The organism is Dokdonella sp. (genome assembly GCF_019634845.1).
Lineage (GTDB): Bacteria > Pseudomonadota > Gammaproteobacteria > Xanthomonadales > Rhodanobacteraceae > Dokdonella_A.
Genome location: NZ_JAHCAQ010000004.1, coordinates 31531 through 52444, shown reverse-complemented (window position 1 = coordinate 52444; position 20914 = coordinate 31531). Strand labels below are relative to the sequence as shown.

Here is a 20914-nt window from a genome sequence, read left to right as displayed (position 1 = left end):
ACTGGCGCACCGATCGATGGAGCCGGCGTGGAAGACCACGGTTACCTGCATTACGCGCTGATTCTGCTGCTGGCCACCGTGATCGCGGTGCCGCTGGCCAAGCGCTGGCGGCTCGGCGCAGTGCTGGGCTATCTCGGCGCCGGCCTCCTGATCGGGCCGTCGGGCATGAGCCTGGTCGGCAACAGCGCGCTGATCGCGCAGATTTCCGAACTCGGCATCGTGCTGATGCTGTTCGTCATCGGGCTGGAGCTCAGCCCACAGCGCCTGTGGGTGATGCGCCGGCACGTATTCGGCGCCGGCACGTTGCAGATGGTGCTGACTTCACTCGCGCTCGGCGCGATCGCGGTGGCGTTGGGCCTGGACTGGAAGGCGGCGCTGGTGGTGGGCCTGGGTCTTGCGATCAGCTCGACCGCGATCGACCTGCAGCTGCTGGCCGAGCGCAAGGAACTGGCCAGCCCGCACGGGCGACTCGGCTTTGCAATCCTCCTGTTCCAGGACGTGGCCGCGATCCCGCTGCTGGCGCTGGTGCCGATCCTCGGCACCCACGGCGATGTGCATGGCAGCGATGCGCTGCTGTCGGCGCTGCGCGCGGTGGTCATCATCGCGCTCGTCATCGTTGGCGGCCGCTACCTGCTGCGGCCGATGTTCCGTGCCGCGGCCCAGCAAACGGGCACGCCGGAAATCTTCACCGCCACGGCGCTGCTGGTGGTGATCGGCATTGGCCTGCTGATGGAGCTGGCCGGTCTGTCGATCACGCTCGGTGCATTTCTGGCCGGTGTGCTGCTGGCCGACTCGGAATATCGCCACGAGATCGAGGCCCAGATCGACCCGTTCCGCGGCCTGCTGCTCGGGCTGTTCTTCGTCAGCATCGGCATGTCGCTGGACCTGCGCAGCACGCTCGACCAGCCGCGTCTGGTCGGCCTGCTGCTGCTCGCGCTGCTGCTGACCAAGGGCGTGGTGATGTACCTGATCGCGCGGCTTGCGGCGCGCCTGCAAGCCTCCCAGGCGCTGACCCTGTCGGCGTTGATGGCGCAGGGCGGCGAGTTCGCCTTCGTCGTGTTCGGGCTGGCCGCCGGCAATGGCCTCATCGACGCCGCGCAGCGCGATCTGGCGGTGATCGTGATCACGCTGTCGATGGCGGCGACGCCGCTGCTGGTGCGGCTGACCGGTGAGATCGTGCCGCGCACCAGCGAAGCCAAGCCGGCGCGCGAGTTCGATGCGATCGACGCCGCAGTGCCGCGTGTCATCATCGGCGGCATGGGCCGCGTGGGTCAGATCGTGGCGCGCGTGCTCAACGCCAACCACATCGCCTTCACCGCGCTGGAAGCCGATGCCGAGCAGGTCGAGTTCATGCGCCGCTTCGGCAACACGGTGTACTTCGGCGACGCCTCGCGGCTCGACTTGTTGCGTGCGGCGCAGGCCGACCGCGCCGAAATCTTCATCATCACCACGGGCGACATCGACACCAACCTGCGCACGGCGCGGCTGCTCAAACGCCATTTCCCGCAACTCAAGGTGTTCGCGCGCGCGCGCAATCGCCAGCACGTGTTCAAGCTGATGGACCTGGGCGTGGACGGCATCGTGCGCGAGACTTTCCTGTCCAGCCTCGAGGTGGCGCGCAACGTGCTGCAGGCACTGGGCATGGACGCCGACACGGCGGCCAGCCGCGTCGCGCGGTTCCGCAGCCACGACGAGCAGTTGCTGGCCGAACAGTACCTCGTGCATGACGATGCGGCCGCGCTGCTGCAGAGTGCGCAGGAAGCGCGCGAGGAGCTCAAGCTGTTGTTCCAGGCCGATACCGACGAGGAGGCAGACGCCCATGGCGACATCCGCTGAGCCGCGCGGACTGGCCGTGGGCGAGATGCGTCTGGCCAGTTTCGATCGCCAGTTCGCGCAACAGGTGCGCGTGCAACGGCCCGATCGCTACCGACTGCTCGACGCCTTGCCTGCCGACATGCCGCGCATAGCGCGCGGCGCTGGCGTGTCATATGTCGCCGCGAGCTTCGGCAACGAGGCGGTGAGCCTGGACATGCGCGGTTTCCAGCGCTTGCTGGCCTTCGACATCCGCACCGGGCTGCTGTGCGTGGAGGCCGGCGCCAGCATCGGCGACGTGCAGCGCTTCCTGTTGCCGCGTGGCTGGTACCTGCCGATCGCGCCGGGGCATCCAAGGGCCACGATCGGTGGCTGCATCGCCGCCGACGTGCATGGCAAGAACCCGGCCCGCGACGGCACTTTTCGCGCGCTGGTCGAGGAACTGCAGCTGCATGTGCCCGGTCGCGGTCTGCTGAGCCTGGATCCGCACCACGACGCCGACCTGTTCGCGGCCACCTGCGGCGGCCTGGGCCTCACCGGCACGATCACGCGGGCGACGTTGCGGCTCGCGCGCCCGCCGCGCGCGATCGCGCTGCGCCGGGTGGCGGTGGCGAACCTCGCTGACGGCGCCCGCGTGTTGCGCGAGGCCGCCAACGCCCATGTGCTGTATGGCTGGCACGATGGCCAGGCGGCGCGCTTCGGCAGCGGTGTCATCAACGTGGGCCTGGCCGACGACGAAGCCGAGCCGCCCCGCTTCGACCTGTCGCCCGCGCGCGATCTGCCGGCGACGCTCGCGCCGCTGCCGCTGACGGTATGGAACGCGCGCGGCATCGCGCTCGCCAACCGCTGGCTGCGCCGACGCTGGTGTCAGCCCGGCATGACGGCGCTCGCGCTGCCGGCGGCGCTGTTCCCGCTCAATGACGCGCGCTGGTATTTCGCCGGCTATGGCAAGGCCGGGTTGGTCGAACTGCAGTGGCTGATCCCGCACCCGCGCTTCGAGGCCTTCGCCGCCGCGCTGGCCGAGTGCGTGGCGCGCACGCGGCCACGCATCGCGCTGCTGTCGAGCAAACTGTTCGATGGTCGGGCGCAGGGGCTGGCCTTCGACGGCAAGGGCATCGCGCTGGCGCTGCATCTGGCGGCACCCGCGGCGCCGGCGCAACACGCATTCTGCGAACAGTTCGCGCAGCTCGCGCTGGCCCACGAGGGTCGCCCGAACCTGATCAAGGATTCCTCGCTCGATGCGAGCACGCTGCGCGCGGCGCTGCCCGACTTCGAGGTGCGTCGGCTCGCGCTCGCACGCTACAACGCCGATGGTCGCTGCCGCTCGGAACTGACGCGGAGGCTGGCGCTGTGACCGCGATCGTCGTCGGTGCCTCCAGTGGCCTGGGGCGTGCCTTGGCCGACGAACTCGCGCGCCGCGGGCAAGTGCTGTTGCTGGTCGCTTCCGACGCCCGCGACCTGCACGCGCTCGCTGCCGATCTGCAACTGCGCCACGAGGTCGAGGTGGCCACGCTCGCATTGGACCTCGGCCGCGAAGTCGACCCCGGCGCGCGCATCCTCGCCGCGCTGGCCGCACTGCCGCCGCCGACGAGCCTGCTGCTGCCGGTCGGGCTGTCGCGCCGCGACGACGACTTCACGCTGTCCGCGGGCGCGAGCGGCGAACTGCTGGCGATCAATCTGCACGCACCGCTGGCGATCATCGGCGCGCTGCTGCCGAGCCTGCGCGAAACGCGCGGCACGATCGTGTTGTTCGGCAGCATCGCCGCAGCGCGCGGGCGCGGCCAGAACGTGGCCTATGCCGCGGCCAAGCGCGCGCTCGAGTCGCTGCATGAAAGCCTGCGCCAGGCGCACGCGCCCGGCGCGCTGCATGTGCAGCTGTACCGGCTCGGCTTCCTCGCCACCAACCTCACGTTCGGCATGGCGCTGCCGTGGGCCGCGACCGATCCGGCGCGCATCGCGCCGGGCATCGTGCGGCGGCTCGGCAAGGGCTCGTTCGCGCGCCACCTGCCACGTCGCTACGCGCTGGTGGCGCTGCTGTTGCGCAGCCTGCCGTGGTTCGCGTGGCGCCGCCTGCGCCGGTGACAGTGGCTCCGCAGCGGGGGTTTCAATCCGGGGCGCTGGCCGGGCGCCGCAAGGTCTGGCGCACACCGGGCACGGCCTGCTCGGCCGCGCCGCCGAGTACGGCGGCAACGTCGACGTAGCCGATCAGTGCCGCGACTTCGGCGGCGCTGCGCCCGAATGCATCGACCTGGTCGAGTGGCGCGCCGCGCGCCTTGAGCAGCCGCGCGCAGCCGATCAGCCCGTGCAGCGCACAGGCATGCAGGGCGCCGACGCCGCGTGCGTCCTGGGTGTCGGCGGTGGCGCCGCGATCGAGCAGCCAGTCGCACAGCAGGCGCAATGCCTCGGCATCGCAGCGCGCGCCCGGCGGCTCACGGGCGCCGAGCAGGATCAGCAACGTGTCCTGATTGCCGCGGTTGCACGCCGCGAGTTTGGCGCCGGCGCGCAGCAGGCGCTCGAAGATGCTGCGCGCGATCACGGCATCGCCGCAACCGAACGCATACTGGGCCGTCGCGTGCAGCGGCGTGCCGCCCTGATGGTCGGCCGCGTCGGGATCGGCGCCCGCATCGAGCAGCGCCTCGACGATGCGCGGCTGGCCGAGCGCACAGGCCAGCGTCAGCGCGGTGCCGACGCCGGCGATCGGCAAATCGGGCGCGACACCGTAGGTGAGCAGGGTGCGCACCATGGCCTCGCGGCGCGCACTGACGGCGGCGGCGAGCGCGTGCACGCCGCCGTGGGCGAGATGACCGGGATCGGCACCGGCATCGAGCAGACGCACCACGAGGGCAGCGTGGCCGGCGGCGGCGGCGCGGATCAATGCCGTGGCGCCACGCGCGTCGGTGGCGTCGATCGGCAGGCCGAGCTCGAGCAGGCGTGCCACCGCATCGCCATCGCCGACGGCGGCGGCATCGGTGAGGTCCTCGCCGCGCAGTGGGCGCAATGGCAGGCGCCAGCTCGACCAAGTCAGCCAGTGGGCGAGCGCGCTGCCGCGCGCAAGCGCGAGGCCCAGCGGCGTCTCGCCACAGGCATTGGCCACGTTCGGGTCGGCACCCTGCATCAGCAACGCGCGCACGGCGGCGGACGAATCGCGGGCCACGGCCAGATGCAGTGGGGTGTTGCCGCGCGCGTCACGCAGGTTGGGATCGCCGCCCTGTGCCAGCAGCGCGGTCGTGAGCACGTCGTCACCCACCTGCAGGGCCGCGTGCAGCGCCGAGGGACAGTCGCCGCTGCCGCCGAAGGCGTCAGCGCCGCGTCGCCACAGCTCATGCGCGAGGGTTCGCGTCCCTGCATCGCCGCGCGCCGCGGTCGCCAGCAGCGTGCGCGCGAGCAAGCCGGCGCCGCCCGGCGCAGCGCCTCGCTGCAGGTATTCGATACAGGCCGGCGCGCTGGCCGGCAGGCGCTCGAGCAAGCGGTCCAGCAGCGGCGCGCCATCCAGCTCGGCGTTCGCGTCGACTCCCTGGTTGAGCAGCCAGCAGCGCGCGGCCTCGAGTGCGGGATCGGCACTCAGTTCCAAATACATGGCCGCGCAGCTGGCGCTCGGCCAACCGCGCAGGTGGGGCGCGAACTCGCCGGCAACGTTCCAGTGGCCGAAACGCAATGCGTCGAGAAGGTGTGCTCGCTGGTCGAGCAGGTCGCCACCTGCCGGCAGATCCAGCGAGCTCGGTCGCGGGTAGCTCGGATCGAGCTGGGCCACGATCGGCCAGCGCCCGGCCGCGGCAGCCAGATCGACCGCACGCTCGCCGCCATCGGTGACGAGGCTGGGATCGCAGCCCAACGCCAGCAACGCGCGCACGGCGTCTTCGCCGGCCTGACGCGACTGCGCTGCATGCATGAGCGCGCTGCGGCCGCTGCTGTCGCGGCGGTCGAGTTCGGCCTTGCGCTTGCCCAGCGCATGGATCGCGCCCACGCTACCGGCGCGCGCGGCCTCCATCAGCGCGCTGGTGCCACGCTGATCGACGAGATTGGGATCGGCGCCTGCGGCGAGCAGCGCGTCGACGATGCGGGCATGCCCGGCGAGTGCGGCGGTCATCAGCGCGGTGCGCTCGAGGAGCGCGCGCGCATCGACACGCGCACGATGCTTGAGCAGGAGACGCACGCCGATCGGATCATCATCGGAGATTCCGGCCGCACAACCGAGCGCGGGCCGCGCATCGACGACATCGGCGGCAGCGCGATGCTCGAGCAGGAAACCGAGCAGGGGCCAGTTGGCGGCGGCGGCGGCGACGCCGAGCGCAGTCAGGCCTTCTTGGTTGACGGCATCGATGTCGACCTTGGTGTCGAGCAGCAATGCCGCGATGATCGGACTGGCGCAGCGTGCCGCATGGTGCAGCGCCGTGTTGCCCGCGGCATCGCGCGCACAGGCGTCGGCGCCATTGGCCAGCAGCATCGTCACCGCGTCGGGCCGCCCGTCGTGGCTGTCGCGCGCCGCAATGATGAGCGGGGTGATGCCCGCATGCACGCGGTTGACGTCGGCGCCATGCTCGATGAGTGCGCGCAGCAGACCCAGGTCGGGCAGCGTCGCGGCGATCATGAGCGGCGTGCGCTGGTCGCGCGAGTCTGCGGTGGCCAGGGCGTCGGGCGCGGCGCCGAGCTCGAGCGCCGCCCGCGCCCGAGGCGCGTTCGCGTTGCGCAGCGCGGCCAGCAGCGCGGCATCGAGCTCCGCGCTGGAGAGATTCGGTGGCAGCGCCGCATCGTCCGCTCCCTCCGAGTCCAGCGCAGCGGCATCGTCAGGCGTCGGCCGCTGCGCGCGCAGGTGGCCCAGCCAGGCGCACAAGACATGGCGCACGATGAGCCAGTGCACCGCCGGCGCGAGGAACAGCGCATGCGCGATCAGCAGCCCGGTTCTGGCGCGCTCGCCGAGCTGCAGACCCAGGCCCGCCATGAGCAGAGCGACCAGGACCAGCAACAGGAGCAGCAAGCCCGAGGGAAGGCCATGGCGAAAGAACGTTTCAGGGTCGTGGGTCAGTTCGCGCGCCTGACCGAGAACCGCCTGAAGGTTGGCGGCGGCGCCGCCCGCGGGATGCCGCCACGCGCCGGGCAGCTCGCTGCCGAGCGCCGGCAACACGAACCAGGGCCAGCAGCGCCACAGCAGCAGCGGCATGACGACGATGACGAGCGACAGCAGCAAGGCCGCGCTCAGGCTGCCCTGTGCGCTCAACCAGCGCAACGGCCAAGCCAATGCCAGCGCCACCACACCCAGGTACACCGCCGACAGCAACATATAACCAGCGGCGGCCCATACCAGGTTGCCGATACCAGCGCGCGCATAGCCGAATGCATAGGCGGCCCACTGCAGCATCAGCGCATTGCCGAGCAGCAGCGCAGGCACGGCCCAACCGCCGCCGACATGCCAAGCCACGGCATAGCAAAGCCACGCCGCCGACCAGTGGACGATCACGCTGCCGGCACTCGCTCGCCGCTGCCCCGCCCGCGCCCGCATTTGCGCCCTCATGTCAGGTCTGTTCCGCAGCGAGTATATCGGGCAGCGCCGAGCGCCAGCCAACGCGATCGTGCGCGTCGATGCGGCGTGACGACACCGGTGCGTCGGCATGGTCGGTCCGGGCGCAGGGATCGGCGCGCCAGCCAGCGAACACTCACGCGACTGCCCAGGCAACCAATGGTTGGTGCGCCGGCGCCGCGACGCATGAACAAGGTACCAGGCGCGTCATGACGTCGGCACTGAGCGCGCACCATCGATGGTGCTGCCTTCGTGTCGCCGTAGCGATGCGCTGGCAAGCCGGTATTTGGCGCAAAGAAAAGCGCCCTGCCGTTTCCGGCAGAGCGCTTGGATGAAGCCCCTGGCGATGACCTACTCTTGCATGGCTTAAGCCACACTACCATCGGCGCTACTGCGTTTCACTTCCGAGTTCGAGATGGGATCGGGTGGGACCACAGCGCTAATGTCACCAGGGAACTGGTGCGAGTCGCGCATAGTGCGCGGACTCGGCATTTGGACTTGGGACGTATTCAAGCGTTGGACTGTGTTTGCCAGACCTCTCGTTGAGGCTGCGTTCGCGGAGGGCGCGTCCATTTGGGGACGAGCTTGGCTTTCCGCGAAGGGGACTTGCGTCCCTGGAAGCAACTTGGAGTTATATGATCAAGCCGCACGGATCATTAGTATCAGTTAGCTCGGCATTGCTGCGATACACACCTGACCTATCAACCACGTAGTCTTCATGGGTCCTTTAGGGGGCTTGTGCCCCGGGAGATCTCATCTTGAGGCGCGCTTCCCGCTTAGATGCTTTCAGCGGTTATCGCTTCCGATCATAGCTACCCGGCGGTGCCACTGGCGTGACAACCGGAACACCAGGGGATCGTCCACTCCGGTCCTCTCGTACTAGGAGCAGCCCCTCTCAAATCTCCAACGCCCACGACAGATAGGGACCGAACTGTCTCACGACGTTCTGAACCCAGCTCGCGTACCACTTTAAATGGCGAACAGCCATACCCTTGGGACCGGCTACAGCCCCAGGATGTGATGAGCCGACATCGAGGTGCCAAACACTGCCGTCGATATGAACTCTTGGGCAGTATCAGCCTGTTATCCCCGGAGTACCTTTTATCCGTTGAGCGATGGCCCTTCCATACAGAACCACCGGATCACTAAGTCCTACTTTCGTACCTGCTTGATCCGTCGATCTTGCAGTCAAGCACGCTTATGCCTTTGCACACAGTGCGCGATGTCCGACCGCGCTGAGCGTACCTTCGAGCTCCTCCGTTACTCTTTGGGAGGAGACCGCCCCAGTCAAACTACCCACCATACATGGTCCCCGACCCGGATTACGGGCCCAGGTTAGAACGTCAAGCACATCAGGGTGGTATTTCAAGGTTGGCTCCATGCGAACTGGCGCCCACACTTCAAAGCCTCCCACCTATCCTACACAGACGAACTCAACGTTCAATGTAAAGCTATAGTAAAGGTTCACGGGGTCTTTCCGTCTTGCCGCGGGAACGCTGCATCTTCACAGCGATTTCAATTTCACTGAGTCTCGGGTGGAGACAGCGCCGCTGTCGTTACGCCATTCGTGCAGGTCGGAACTTACCCGACAAGGAATTTCGCTACCTTAGGACCGTTATAGTTACGGCCGCCGTTTACCGGGGCTTCGATCAAGAGCTTCGCCTTGCGGCTGACCCCATCAATTAACCTTCCGGCACCGGGCAGGCGTCACACCCTATACGTCCACTTTCGTGTTTGCAGAGTGCTGTGTTTTTGGTAAACAGTCGCAGCGGCCTGGTCACTGCGGCCCGGAAATGCTCAGCTACGCACGTAGCCACATCTCCGGGCGCACCTTCTCCCGAAGTTACGGTGCTATGTTGCCTAGTTCCTTCACCCGAGTTCTCTCAAGCGCCTTGGGATTCTCACCCTGCCTACCTGTGTCGGATTACGGTACGGTCTTCGTGATCTGAAGCTTAGAAGTTTTTCCTGGAAGCGTGGTATCAGTGACTTCGTCCAAAAGGACTCGTCTCGGTGCTCGGTGTAAAGGATCCCGGATTTGCCAAAGATCCACACCTACCGCCTTTCCCCGGGACAACCAACGCCCGGTACACCTAACCTTCTCCGTCACTCCATCGCAATCACGAACGGTTCTGGAATATTAACCAGATTCCCATCGACTACGCGTTTCCGCCTCGCCTTAGGGACCGACTAACCCTGCGCCGATTAACGTTGCGCTAGGAAACCTTGGGCTTTCGGCGAGGGGGCTTTTCACCCCCTTTATCGTTACTCATGTCAGCATTCGCACTTCCGATACCTCCAGCAGACCTTACGATCCACCTTCACAGGCGTACGGAACGCTCCTCTACCGCTCACACTTGCGTGTGAACCCCGAGCTTCGGTGCATGGCTTAGCCCCGTTAAATCTTCCGCGCAGGCCGACTCGACCAGTGAGCTATTACGCTTTCTTTAAAGGATGGCTGCTTCTAAGCCAACCTCCTGGCTGTCTATGCCTTCCCACATCGTTTCCCACTTAGCCATGACTTTGGGACCTTAGCTGCGGGTCTGGGTTGTTTCCCTTTTCACGACGGACGTTAGCACCCGCCGTGTGTCTCCCAAGCTTGCACGTGTTGGTATTCGGAGTTTGCAATGGTTTGGTAAGTCGCGATGACCCCCTAGCCATAACAGTGCTCTACCCCCAACAGTGATACTTGAGGCGCTACCTAAATAGCTTTCGAGGAGAACCAGCTATCTCCGGGTTCGATTAGCTTTTCACTCCTAGCCACACCTCATCCCCTACTTTTGCAACAGGAGTGGGTTCGGGCCTCCAGTGCGTGTTACCGCACCTTCACCCTGGGCATGGCTAGATCACCCGGTTTCGGGTCTACGCCTTGCGACTATTCGCCCTATTCAGACTCGGTTTCCCTTCGCCTCCCCTATACGGTTAAGCTTGCCACAAAACGTAAGTCGCTGACCCATTATACAAAAGGTACGCCGTCACCCTTGCGGGCTCCGACTGCTTGTACGCATACGGTTTCAGGTTCTATTTCACTCCCCTCTCCGGGGTTCTTTTCGCCTTTCCCTCACGGTACTGGTTCACTATCGGTCGGTCAGGAGTATTTAGCCTTGGAGGATGGTCCCCCCATGTTCAGACAGGGTTTCTCGTGCCCCGCCCTACTCAATTTCATCGCACAAGCCCTTTCGCCTACTGGGCTATCACCATCTATGGCCGGCCTTTCCAGACCGTTCCGCTAGAACTTGCACGACTTTTGGGCTAATCCCCGTTCGCTCGTCGCTACTGAGGGAATCTCGGTTGATTTCTTTTCCTTCAGGTACTTAGATATTTCAGTTCCCTGAGTTCGCCTCCCGATCCTATAGATTCAGATCGGGATACCGCTAATGCGGTGGGTTTCCCCATTCGGACATTTCCGGGTCAAAGCTTGTTGCCAGCTCACCGGAACTTTTCGCAGGCTGCCACGTCCTTCATCGCCTCTGACCGCCAAGGCATCCACCGTATGCGCTTATTCGCTTGACCATATAACTCCAAGTCGCCTCGGAATCATCGTCTCGCTTCGCTTACTTGCCTCAACGACACGTCTGGTTCGACAGAACCAAAACGCTTGATTACGTCCCAAGTTTTCAAAGAACGCGATGCGCACTGCAACGTCGCAACGCAAAAAGACAGTGATGTGTGCGATCCAGAGTAATGGTGGGTCTGGGAGGACTCGAACCACCGGCCTCACCCTTATCAGGGGTGCGCTCTAACCACCTGAGCTACAGACCCGGTATTGTCGAAACATTCGGCCAAGCCGGATGCGGCGAACCTGGTGGAGCTGACCGGGATCGAACCGGTGACCCCCTGCTTGCAAAGCAGGTGCTCTCCCAGCTGAGCTACAGCCCCTTGGAGGGGACTCGCGGCAGTGCCGCGTCTCTGGATGCAGGTATCTTGTGTGGGCACCTTGGGGTGGTGAAGTCGTTCTCGAAAGGAGGTGATCCAGCCGCACCTTCCGATACGGCTACCTTGTTACGACTTCACCCCAGTCATTGACCACTCCGTGGCAAGCGTCCCCCTTGCGGTTAGACTACCTGCTTCTGGAGCAACCAACTCCCATGGTGTGACGGGCGGTGTGTACAAGGCCCGGGAACGTATTCACCGCAGCAATGCTGATCTGCGATTACTAGCGATTCCGACTTCATGGAGTCGAGTTGCAGACTCCAATCCGGACTGAGATCGGCTTTCTGGGATTGGCTCCGCCTCGCGGCATTGCGACCCTCTGTACCGACCATTGTAGTACGTGTGTAGCCCTGGCCGTAAGGGCCATGATGACTTGACGTCATCCCCACCTTCCTCCGGTTTGTCACCGGCAGTCTCCTTAGAGTTCCCACCATTACGTGCTGGCAACTAAGGACAAGGGTTGCGCTCGTTGCGGGACTTAACCCAACATCTCACGACACGAGCTGACGACAGCCATGCAGCACCTGTGTTCCGATTCCCGAAGGCACTCCCGCATCTCTGCAGGATTCCGGACATGTCAAGGCCAGGTAAGGTTCTTCGCGTTGCATCGAATTAAACCACATACTCCACCGCTTGTGCGGGCCCCCGTCAATTCCTTTGAGTTTCAGTCTTGCGACCGTACTCCCCAGGCGGCGAACTTAACGCGTTAGCTTCGACACTGAGCACCTAAGTGTGCCCAACATCCAGTTCGCATAGTTTAGGGCGTGGACTACCAGGGTATCTAATCCTGTTTGCTCCCCACGCTTTCGTGCCTCAGCGTCAGTACTGGTCCAGATGGCCGCCTTCGCCACTGGTGTTCCTCCCGATCTCTACGCATTTCACCGCTACACCGGGAATTCCACCATCCTCTACCGTACTCTAGCTCGCCAGTATCCATCGCAATTCCCAGGTTGAGCCCAGGGCTTTCACGACAGACTTAACGAACCGCCTACGCACGCTTTACGCCCAGTAATTCCGAGTAACGCTTGCACCCTTCGTATTACCGCGGCTGCTGGCACGAAGTTAGCCGGTGCTTATTCTTTGGGTACCGTCATCCCCGCCGGGTATTAGCCGACAGGATTTCTTTCCCAACAAAAGGGCTTTACAACCCGAAGGCCTTCTTCACCCACGCGGCATGGCTGGATCAGGCTTGCGCCCATTGTCCAATATTCCCCACTGCTGCCTCCCGTAGGAGTCTGGGCCGTGTCTCAGTCCCAGTGTGGCTGATCATCCTCTCAGACCAGCTACGGATCGTCGCCTTGGTAGGCCATTACCCCACCAACTAGCTAATCCGACATCGGCTCATCTTGTCGCGTGAGGTCTTGCGATCCCCCACTTTCACCTTACGGTCTCATGCGGTATTAGCGTAAGTTTCCCTACGTTATTCCCCACAACAAGGCAGATTCCGATGTATTCCTCACCCGTCCGCCGCTCGCCGCCAGGGTTGCCCCCGCGCTGCCGCTCGACTTGCATGTGTTAGGCCTGCCGCCAGCGTTCACTCTGAGCCAGGATCAAACTCTTCAGTTAAAACATCAGACCTTGCGGTCAAACTTTCCGAGCGTGAACCAAGCACTGTAAAGCTTGCTGCTTTGACGTTGCTTGGACGCGCTTGATGTATCGATGGACTTTCATCCACCTCAAGGCGCCCACACAAGTTACCTGCGCACACTGTCAAAGATCATGGACTTGCGGGGCTTTGTTCGCCTCGCGCCCCAAGACATTTCGTCGAAGGGAGCCCGGTACTATACAACCAATTTCCTGTTCGTCAACACCCCGGAGCAAACTTTTTTTGCTCCGCGACACCGGGCCGGAGCCTGTGGTGTCGCCCTTCGGTGGTCGGCCAGCGCGGCGTCTCATCGAAGGGGCGCGCATCTTACATCGGTTCGGCGATTCGTCAACACCCTTCGGCAAAGTTTTTTTGCGACCGCACATCGCGTGCGGCCGAACGCCGTCGATGCAGCGCCATGCAACTCGCGCGCAACCGTTGCGCGAGGCTTGCGCCGGCGCGCGGCGCTGGTCTCAGGGCGCCGCGACGAGGCGCACGCGCGCGAACGACCGCTTGCCCACCTGCAGCAACAGTTCGGCGCCCGCCGCGAAGGTCAGCTCGCGATCGTCGACCACGGCGCCATCGATGCGCAGTGCGCGCTCGCCGAGCTTGCGCATGACTTCGGAATTGCTGCCGGCGAGCCGGGCGCCGACGAACAGCGGGCCCAGACGCAGACCTTGTGACGGTGCGGCGAGGTCGAGCAAAGGCAGATCGACGTCGACGCGCTGTTCGCGCACCAGCGCATTCCATTGCGCCACCGCCTGTTCGGCGGCCTCGGTGCCGTGGAAGCGCGCGGCGAGTTCGCGCGCCAGCGCGAGCTTGGCATCGCGCGGATGCAGCACGCCGGCGGCAACGTCGCGGCGCATCGCCGCGATGTCGGCGCTGGACTGATCCAGGCTCAACAACTCATACCAGCGCCACATGAGCTCGTCGCCGATCTTCATCGCCTTGTTGACGATGTCGATGGCCGGCTCGGCGATGCCGATGTAGTTGCCGAGCGACTTGGACATCTTCTGCACGCCATCGAGCCCTTCCAGCAACGGCATCGTCAACACGATCTGCGGCGGCTGGCCGTGGTGCTCCTGCAGCGCCCGCCCCATCAGCAGGTTGAACTTCTGGTCGGTGCCGCCGAGCTCGACATCGGCCTTGAGCGCCACCGAGTCGTAGCCCTGCACCAATGGATACAGGAACTCGTGGATCGCGATCGACTGCTGCGCGGCGTAGCGCTTGGCGAAGTCGTCGCGCTCGAGCATGCGCGCAACCGTGTGCTGCGCGGCAAGGCGGATCATGTCGGCGGCACTCATGTTGCCGAACCATTCGGAATTGAAGCGCACCTCGGTGCGTTCGCGATCGAGCACCTTGAACACCTGCTCGGCGTAGGTCTGTGCATTGGCCAGCACATCCTCGCGCGACAGCGGCCGGCGGGTCACATTCTTGCCGGTCGGGTCGCCGATCATGCCGGTGAAGTCACCGATCAGAAAAATGACCTGATGGCCCAGATCCTGGAACTGGCGCATCTTGTTGAGCAGCACCGTGTGGCCGAGATGAAGGTCGGGCGCAGTGGGATCGAAGCCGGCCTTGATGCGCAGCGGTCGCCCGGCCTTGAGGCGTGCTTCGAGGTCTTCGCGCTTGATGATTTCGTCGGCGCCGCGACCGATGAGGTCGAGCGTGGCTGTCAGGTCTGGCATCGTGGTGGAGATTCCGGGTGGAGCCGCCGCTCCATCGACACATGCGGGCGGCGGCGGGTGATGGCGCGATACACGCCGTGGTTAATAATTCGTTAGATCGTGATCGCGCGCAAGTTCTTGTCGCCATTCACATTGACGCGACTTGTTGGCGGCCGTTATGGTACGGCGCGATTGGCCGGAGCCGCGAGCCCGTGAACGACAATTCGTCGCATCCGACACTGCATCACTCCCGGCGGTCCACGATCCGCCGCCACATGCAGCGTCGCTATTTCCGCTTTTACCGGCGCGTGTCGCGCTGGACTTTCCTGCCGGGCGCGGCCGCACCGACGACCTGGCGCGCCGAGCACTGGATTCTCGGCGGCGTGGCGGTCATCGTCTGCGCCCTGGTCGGCATCGTGGCGCCGGGTTTCGCCAACGCCACCCGCCATGACCCGACAGCACTGACCACACTGGCGCTCGATCTGCCGCAATTGCCGGCCGATGCCGCCATCGGCGCCTATGCCGGTGACAGCGAGCCCGACTGGCGCATCGTGACCGTGCAGCCGGGGCAATCGCTGTCGGACATCTTCCGCGCGCAGGGTTTCGCGCCGGCCACGCTGCAGCGCGTACTCGACTCGCAGAGTGATGCCTCGGCGCTGCGCCGCATTCGTCCCGGGCAGCAGTTCGCGTTCACCACCGACGCCAGCGGCGCGCTGGTCGCGATGCGCTTCGAGCGCGGTGACGCCACCCGCGTGGTGCTGCACTTTGCCGCCGACGGCATCCGCGAACAGGTCGAGGATCGCGCGGTCGAGCGCCGCGTCCACATTGCGCATGGCGTGGTCACGCGTTCGCTGTTCTATGCGGGTGAGCGCGCCGGGCTCAGCGACGCGATGGTGCTCAAGCTCGCCGACGCGTTCGGCTACGACATCGATTTCGCCCAGGACCTGCGCGAAGGCGACAGCTTCAGCGTGGTCTACGACGACCTGTACCGCGATGGCGAACTGCTGCGCGGCGGCGACATCATCGCCGCCACCTTCATCAACGACGGCAAGCGTTATACCGCGGTGCGCTACGTCAACGCGCGCGGCGAGTCGATGTTCTACAGCGAAGATGGCCGCCCGCTGCGCAAGTCGTTCCTGCGCACGCCGGTCGAGTTCACGCGCATCTCCTCGCTGTTCTCGACCGGCCGCATGCACCCGATCCTCGGCAAGATGCGCGCCCACAAGGGCGTGGACTACGCGGCGCCCAGCGGCACGCCGATCCGCGCCGCCGGCGACGGCAAGATCGTGTTCCGTGGCTGGCAGTCGGGCTACGGCAACTTCGTGATGATCCAGCACAACGCGCACATCACCACCGCCTACGGCCACATGTCGCGCTTCGCCAACGCCAAGGTCGGTCAGCATGTGTCGCAAGGCCAGGTGATCGGTTACGTCGGCATGACGGGCCTCGCCACCGGGCCACATCTGCACTATGAGTTCCGCGTCGATGGCGGCCACCGCAACCCGCTCACGGTGACGCTGCCGCCACCCGAACCGCTGCCCGCCGGCGAACTGGCGCAGTTCAAGGCGGCGACCGCGCCGATGCTGGCCAAGCTCAGACTCGTCGACGGCACCCAGCTTGCGCGCGTCGGCCATTGAGCGCGACGCCGGCCTGTACCTGGGCCTGATGTCGGGGACCAGCGCCGACGGCATCGATGCCGCGCTGGTCGAGTTCACCGCCGCCGGCAGGCGCCGCGTGCCGCGCGTGATTGCTGCCGCCAGCACTCCTTATCCTGCGACCTTGCGCGAGCGCGTGCTGAGCCTGGCGCAGACCGATCGCGCGCTCGCGCTCGACGACTACGGCCGCCTCGACGTGGCGATCGGCGCGTGCTTTGCCGGTGCTGCCAGCGCTTTGTTGCGTACCTGCGGAGTCGATCCGAGCCGCGTGCGCGCAATCGGTTCGCACGGCCAGACCGTGCGCCACCGCGTTGGCGGCGAACAGCCCTTCACGCTGCAGATCGGCGATCCCAGCGTCATCGCCGAGCGCACTGGCATCACCACGGTCGCCGATTTCCGCCGCGCCGACGTTGCTGCCGGCGGCCAGGGCGCGCCGCTGCTGCCTGCCCTGCACGCCGAAGTGTTCGCCTCATCCTCGATCCCGCGCGCGATCCTCAATCTCGGCGGCATCGCCAACCTGACCCTGCTCGCACCCGGTCGCCCCGTGGTCGGCTTCGACACCGGTCCGGCCAACTGCCTGCTCGACGCCTGGGTGCAGCGCCACCGCGGCACGCCGCATGACGACCACGGCGCCTGGGCGCGCAGCGGACGCGTCGATGCTGCACTGCTCGCGCAACTGCTCGCCGACCCCTGGTTTGCCCGACCCGCCCCCAAGAGCACCGGGCGTGAGCACTTCAACCTGGGCTGGCTCGAGCCGCGCCTGCCTGCCGCGATCGCCGCGGTCGACGTGCAGGCGACCCTGCTCGCCCTCACCGCGCAGTCGATCGCTGCGGCGCTGCAGCGCCATGCAGCCGACGTGCGCGAGCTCTACGCCTGCGGCGGCGGCGTGCACAACACCGCACTCATGGCCGCGCTGCGCAGTGCCTTGCCCGGCGTCGCGATCGAAACCACGCAGGTGCTCGGCGTGGATCCCGACCACGTCGAAGCGATCGGCTTTGCGTGGCTGGCGCGGGCGCGTCTGGCTGGCGAGCCCGGCAACCTGCCCAGCGTCACCGGCGCACGCGGCGCGCGCCTGCTCGGCGCGATCTACGCCGCGCCCTCCCTGCCAATGTCGCGGTAGCGCGGCCACAGCCAGATCAGCAACAGGGTCGCCGGCACCAACGCCAGCACCGTGATCACGAAATAGGCGCCGTAGCCGACCGCCGTGGCAATGCCACCGGCAAAGATGCCGAGCAGCTTGCCCGGCAGGTTCACGAGCGAGCTCAGCAGTGCGTACTGGGTGGCCGTGTGCTCGCGGTTGACCAGCGCCGACAGGAACGCCACGGTCGGCGGCCCGAGCATGCCGAGTGTGAGGTTCTCGGCCGAGATCACCGCCGCCAGCACCCACAAGTTGCCCGGATGCGCGATCAACAGCAGGTACAGCAGGTTGCAACTGCCACAGAGGAGGACCATTGCGCACAACGGCTTCCACGGACCCCAGCGCACCACCATCGCGCCGCCAACAAACGCACCGGCGATGCCGATCCAGATGCCGTAAATCTTGGTGATCGCGCCGATCTGGGTCTGGCTGAACTGCATGTCGCGATAGAACGGCCCCATGATGCCGCCGATCGTGGCCTGCTCGGGAATCTTGAACAGCAGCAAGAAAGCCAGCGTCACCAGCGCCAGCACGATGCCGTAACGGCGGAAGAAGTCGGCAAACGGATCGACCAGCGCGTGCCGCATCGCCACACGCCAGGGCAGCGCCGGTTGCAGGTCGGCAACGGGCTCGCGCGCGAACAGGTTGGCGCCGATCGGGATCAGCATGATCGCGGCCAGCAGCAGGTAGACCTGTGCCCAGGCGACATGGTCGGCCAGAATCAGCGCAAAGGCACCCGCCACCATCAGCGCGATGCGATAGCCCAGCGAATAGGTGGCCACGAGCGCGCCCTGCTGGTCCGGCGGCGCGATCTCGATGCGATAGGCATCCACGGCGATGTCCTGGGTCGCGCCGAAGAACGCCACCCACACGGTCGCCGCGATGAATGGGGCCAGCTGCGCGGGGGTCAACCACGCCATCGCGACAAGTCCGGCGATCACGCCGCATTGCGCCAGCAGCAGCCAGCCGCGACGGCGCCCCAGACGCGCAAACCACGGCACCTGCCAATGATCGAGCAGCGGCGCCCACAGGAACTTGAATGCGTACAACATGCCGGCGCTGGCGATCACCGTGATCTCCTTGAGGACCACGCCGTGCTGCTTGAGCCAGTAGGCGAGCGTGCCGGCGACCAGCAGGAACGGCAGTCCCGAGGAAAACCCGAACACGAACATCGTCCCCGCCGCCGGCTGCGTGAAGGCCTGCCAGATCGATGGCTTGGCTGCGCGTGCCACGCTCACGCCGCACCCGTGGCGTGGTCGTAGTCGACCCGATAGGGTGCGTGATCGGAAAACCGCACATCGGCCGCGATCGCACAGGCACGCGCGCGCAGCGAGGGTGTGGCGAGCTGGTAATCGATGCGCCAGCCAACGTCGTTGGCGCGCGCCGCGCCACGCTGGCTCCACCAGGTGTAGTCCTCACCGCGTGGGTGCAGACTCCGGTAGGTATCGACCCAGCCCGGCGACGCCGGCGCCGTGCCATCGCTGCCCTCGTCGATGCCAACGAGGCCGTTGAGCCAGGCGCGCTCGTCGGGCAGGCAGCCCGAGTTCTTCTGGTTGGAACTCCAGTTGCGGATGTCACGCCGGCTGCGCACGATGTTCCAGTCGCCGCACAGCACGTAGTCACGCCCCGACTCGAGCCAGCCGGCAAGGATCGGCCGCAGCCACGCCATCACCTCGAACTTGAATGCCTGACGCGGCTCGCCCGACGATCCCGACGGAAGGTACAGCGAGACCACGCTGAGCGAGCCATAGCGCGCCTCGATGTAGCGCCCTTCGTCGTCGAATGGAGCCCACCCGAGCTGCGTGCGCACTTCGTCGGGTTCGCGCCGCGAGTAGATCGCCACGCCCGAATAGCCTTTCCTGGTGCTCGCATCGCGGTAGAAGCAGTGATGATCGGCCGGATGGAAGCACGGATCGACGAGCTGCTCGCGTTGCGCCTTGGTCTCCTGCACGCACACCACATCGGCCTGCTGCCGTTGCAGCCAGTCGAAGAAGCCCTTGCTGGCCGCCGAGCGGATACCGTTGGCGTTGAACGAGATGATGCGCATGTGCAAGGCAGGTCGAGTTGGAAAGGGACTGGCGCGCTGGCGCCGCTGCCAAGCCTAACGGATGGTGGCGGCGGCCGCGCATTGCACTTCACGCATCGGCCATGCAACCCTTGCGCCGCACCAACCGGGCCACTCACCCACGTTCTGCCTGCGATCGATGCTGCCCAGCCAACGCGCCTTCCTTGAACTTGCCGTGGCCCGCAACGTGCTGCGCTTCGGCCAGTTCACGCTCAAGTCGGGCCGTGTGAGCCCGTACTTCTTCAACGCCGGGCTGTTCGACTCGGGCGCTGCGCTGGCCACGCTCGGCACGGCCTATGCCGACGCGGCGGTGCAGTCCGGCCTGGCCTTCGACATGCTGTTTGGCCCGGCCTACAAGGGCATCGTGCTGGCCGCGCTGACCGCCGCCGCGCTGGCCCAGCGCCACGGACTCGACCTGCCGTTCGCCTACAACCGCAAGGAAGTCAAGGACCACGGCGAGGGCGGCAATCTGGTCGGCGCGCCACTGCGCGGGCGCGTGCTCATCGTCGACGACGTCATCACCGCCGGCACCGCCATCCGCGAATCGCTGGCGCTGATCCGCGCGGCCGGCGCGCAAGTGGCTGGCGTGCTCATCGCGCTCGACCGCGAGGAACGCGGCCAGGGCGAGCTGTCGGCCACCCAAGAACTGGCGCGCGACCATGGCGTGCCGACCATCGCGATCGCGCGCCTGCGTGATCTGCTGGCCTGGGCCGACGCCCGGCCCGAGCTGACGGTGCACCGCCAGGCCCTGCACGCCTACCGCGCCCGTTACGGGATTTGACGACCGCCATGCGTCGCCGGCGTCGGCGCTGACCTATACTCGGCGCAGGAGGAATCCCGTCATGCGCGCCACCCTCGTCATTGCCCTGGCTGCGGCGATCGCCGCCCCGCTCGCCCACGCCGCGGGCACCGGTCATACCCAGTACAAGTGGCGTGACGCCGAGGGCGCATTGCATTACAGCGATGCGCTGCCGCCGGAAGCGGCCAAGTTCGGCTACGAGGTCGTCAACGGGCAAGGGCTCGTCATCAAGCGCGTCGAGCGCGCCAAGACCGCCGCGGAACTGGCCGCGGCCAAGGAAGCCGAAGCCAAGGCCAGGAGCGAGCGTGTCCTGGCCGAACAGCAGGCGCGTGACGACGACCGCATGCTGTCGACCTATCCCGAAGAAACCGACCTCAAGCGTGCCCAGCAGGATCGGCTCGACGCGATCGACCAGGAGCTCAAGACCTCGAAGATGAGCCTGCGGACCCAGGAGCAGACGCTCGCGCAGATGCTCGATCATGCGGCCGAGCTCGAGCGCGCAGGCAAGACCTTGCCGGCGCCGCAGGCCAAGCAGCTCGCGACGCTGCGCACCGAAGTGGAAGAGCAGCAGCAGGCCATCCGCCGCCGCGAACGCGAACGCGACAGCACCGTCACCGGCTTCCAGGCCGAGATCGCCCATTACCGCGAGATCAAAGCCCAGCGCGCCGCGGCACGTGCCGCGGCATCGCACTGAGGATGCCGCGGCCCCTGCTCGTCGGCAACGTCATGTCGGCGGCGCATCTTGCGC

At 66.0% G+C, this 20914-nt stretch carries 11 protein-coding genes, 2 tRNA genes and 3 rRNA genes; 7 read left to right on the top strand and 9 right to left on the bottom strand.

From position 1 onward, the window contains the following. Positions 1 to 27: 27 nt before the first annotated feature. The 3 genes from KF903_RS03980 to KF903_RS03970 are packed head-to-tail and all read left to right on the top strand — an operon-like array spanning position 28 to position 3894. On the top strand, positions 28 to 1836 hold the full coding sequence (locus KF903_RS03980; RefSeq protein ID WP_291211290.1) for a monovalent cation:proton antiporter-2 (CPA2) family protein: 1809 nt from the start codon (positions 28 to 30) through the stop codon (positions 1834 to 1836). Next, positions 1820 to 3166, top strand: coding sequence for an FAD-binding oxidoreductase (locus KF903_RS03975; protein ID WP_291211287.1), 1347 nt, complete (start codon positions 1820 to 1822; stop codon positions 3164 to 3166). Before KF903_RS03980 ends, KF903_RS03975 begins: the two co-directional genes overlap by 17 nt. After that, entirely contained in the window at positions 3163 to 3894 is a 732-nt protein-coding gene (locus KF903_RS03970; protein ID WP_291211284.1) for an SDR family NAD(P)-dependent oxidoreductase, read from the top strand. The genes KF903_RS03975 and KF903_RS03970 overlap by 4 nt, the downstream gene beginning before the upstream one ends. 22 nt (positions 3895 to 3916) lie before the next feature. Here the strand turns inward: KF903_RS03970 and KF903_RS03965 are convergent, their stop codons facing one another. The 7 genes from KF903_RS03965 to tyrS form a co-directional block, all read right to left on the bottom strand. Continuing rightward, on the bottom strand, positions 3917 to 7321 hold the full coding sequence (locus KF903_RS03965) for an ankyrin repeat domain-containing protein (protein ID WP_291211281.1): 3405 nt from the start codon (positions 7319 to 7321) through the stop codon (positions 3917 to 3919). A 344-nt stretch (positions 7322 to 7665) separates the two neighbouring features. Beyond that, a 5S ribosomal RNA gene (gene rrf, locus KF903_RS03960) occupies positions 7666 to 7780 on the bottom strand. 182 nt (positions 7781 to 7962) lie between these two features. Then, a 23S ribosomal RNA gene (locus KF903_RS03955) occupies positions 7963 to 10837 on the bottom strand. A gap of 172 nt (positions 10838 to 11009) precedes the next feature. After that, positions 11010 to 11086: transfer RNA gene (locus KF903_RS03950), tRNA-Ile, on the bottom strand. A 41-nt stretch (positions 11087 to 11127) separates the two neighbouring features. Further along, positions 11128 to 11203, bottom strand: a tRNA-Ala gene (locus KF903_RS03945). A gap of 81 nt (positions 11204 to 11284) precedes the next feature. Beyond that, positions 11285 to 12823 (bottom strand): 16S ribosomal RNA (locus KF903_RS03940). The 16S, 23S and 5S rRNA genes sit together here with 2 tRNA genes alongside, the layout of an rRNA operon. 492 nt (positions 12824 to 13315) lie before the next feature. Then, a complete protein-coding gene (gene tyrS, locus KF903_RS03935) occupies positions 13316 to 14530 on the bottom strand; it encodes a tyrosine--tRNA ligase (RefSeq protein WP_291211279.1) in 1215 nt (404 codons plus the stop codon). Positions 14531 to 14784: 254 nt separating this feature from the next. Here tyrS and KF903_RS03930 point away from each other — a divergent pair, with 254 nt between their 5' ends. Continuing rightward, the gene (locus KF903_RS03930) at positions 14785 to 16146 is read left to right on the top strand and encodes a peptidoglycan DD-metalloendopeptidase family protein (RefSeq protein WP_291211276.1); all 1362 of its coding nucleotides are present in this window, start codon (positions 14785 to 14787) and stop codon (positions 16144 to 16146) included. A 28-nt stretch (positions 16147 to 16174) separates the two neighbouring features. After that, positions 16175 to 17284, top strand: a complete 1110-nt coding sequence (locus KF903_RS03925; RefSeq protein WP_291211273.1) for an anhydro-N-acetylmuramic acid kinase — start codon at positions 16175 to 16177, stop codon at positions 17282 to 17284. On the opposite strand, the gene KF903_RS03920 is transcribed toward KF903_RS03925, so the two are convergent. Both KF903_RS03920 and KF903_RS03915 read right to left on the bottom strand, forming a co-directional pair. Next, the gene (locus KF903_RS03920; protein WP_291211270.1) at positions 17251 to 18540 is read right to left on the bottom strand and encodes an MFS transporter; all 1290 of its coding nucleotides are present in this window, start codon (positions 18538 to 18540) and stop codon (positions 17251 to 17253) included. The two genes, KF903_RS03925 and KF903_RS03920, sit on opposite strands and share 34 nt — an antisense overlap. Further along, positions 18537 to 19349 (bottom strand): exodeoxyribonuclease III, encoded by an 813-nt coding sequence (locus KF903_RS03915; RefSeq protein ID WP_291211268.1) that lies wholly within the window; start codon positions 19347 to 19349, stop codon positions 18537 to 18539. The genes KF903_RS03920 and KF903_RS03915 overlap by 4 nt, the downstream gene beginning before the upstream one ends. Positions 19350 to 19506: 157 nt before the next feature. On the opposite strand from KF903_RS03915, the gene pyrE reads away from it, so the two are divergent. After that, complete coding sequence (gene pyrE / locus KF903_RS03910) at positions 19507 to 20148, top strand: orotate phosphoribosyltransferase (RefSeq protein ID WP_291211265.1); 642 nt, start codon at positions 19507 to 19509, stop codon at positions 20146 to 20148. Positions 20149 to 20209: 61 nt separating this feature from the next. Further along, positions 20210 to 20860: a DUF4124 domain-containing protein gene (locus tag KF903_RS03905; protein WP_291211263.1), complete on the top strand. Its 651-nt coding sequence runs from the start codon at positions 20210 to 20212 to the stop codon at positions 20858 to 20860. The last annotated feature ends 54 nt before the right edge of the window (positions 20861 to 20914 follow it).

What these genes read in the sequence shown, in the direction of transcription:
- KF903_RS03915 (WP_291211268.1), bottom strand. Translation starts at nt 19,349, where the DNA reads ATGCGCATCATCTCGTTCAACGCCAACGGTATCCGCTCGGCGGCCAGC.
- KF903_RS03930 (WP_291211276.1), top strand. Translation starts at nt 14,785, where the DNA reads ATGCAGCGTCGCTATTTCCGCTTTTACCGGCGCGTGTCGCGCTGGACT.
- KF903_RS03975 (WP_291211287.1), top strand. Translation starts at nt 1,820, where the DNA reads ATGGCGACATCCGCTGAGCCGCGCGGACTGGCCGTGGGCGAGATGCGT.
- KF903_RS03925 (WP_291211273.1), top strand. Translation starts at nt 16,175, where the DNA reads ATGTCGGGGACCAGCGCCGACGGCATCGATGCCGCGCTGGTCGAGTTC.
- pyrE (WP_291211265.1), top strand. Translation starts at nt 19,507, where the DNA reads ATGCTGCCCAGCCAACGCGCCTTCCTTGAACTTGCCGTGGCCCGCAAC.
- KF903_RS03905 (WP_291211263.1), top strand. Translation starts at nt 20,210, where the DNA reads ATGCGCGCCACCCTCGTCATTGCCCTGGCTGCGGCGATCGCCGCCCCG.
- tyrS (WP_291211279.1), bottom strand. Translation starts at nt 14,530, where the DNA reads ATGCCAGACCTGACAGCCACGCTCGACCTCATCGGTCGCGGCGCCGAC.
- KF903_RS03965 (WP_291211281.1), bottom strand. Translation starts at nt 7,321, where the DNA reads ATGAGGGCGCAAATGCGGGCGCGGGCGGGGCAGCGGCGAGCGAGTGCC.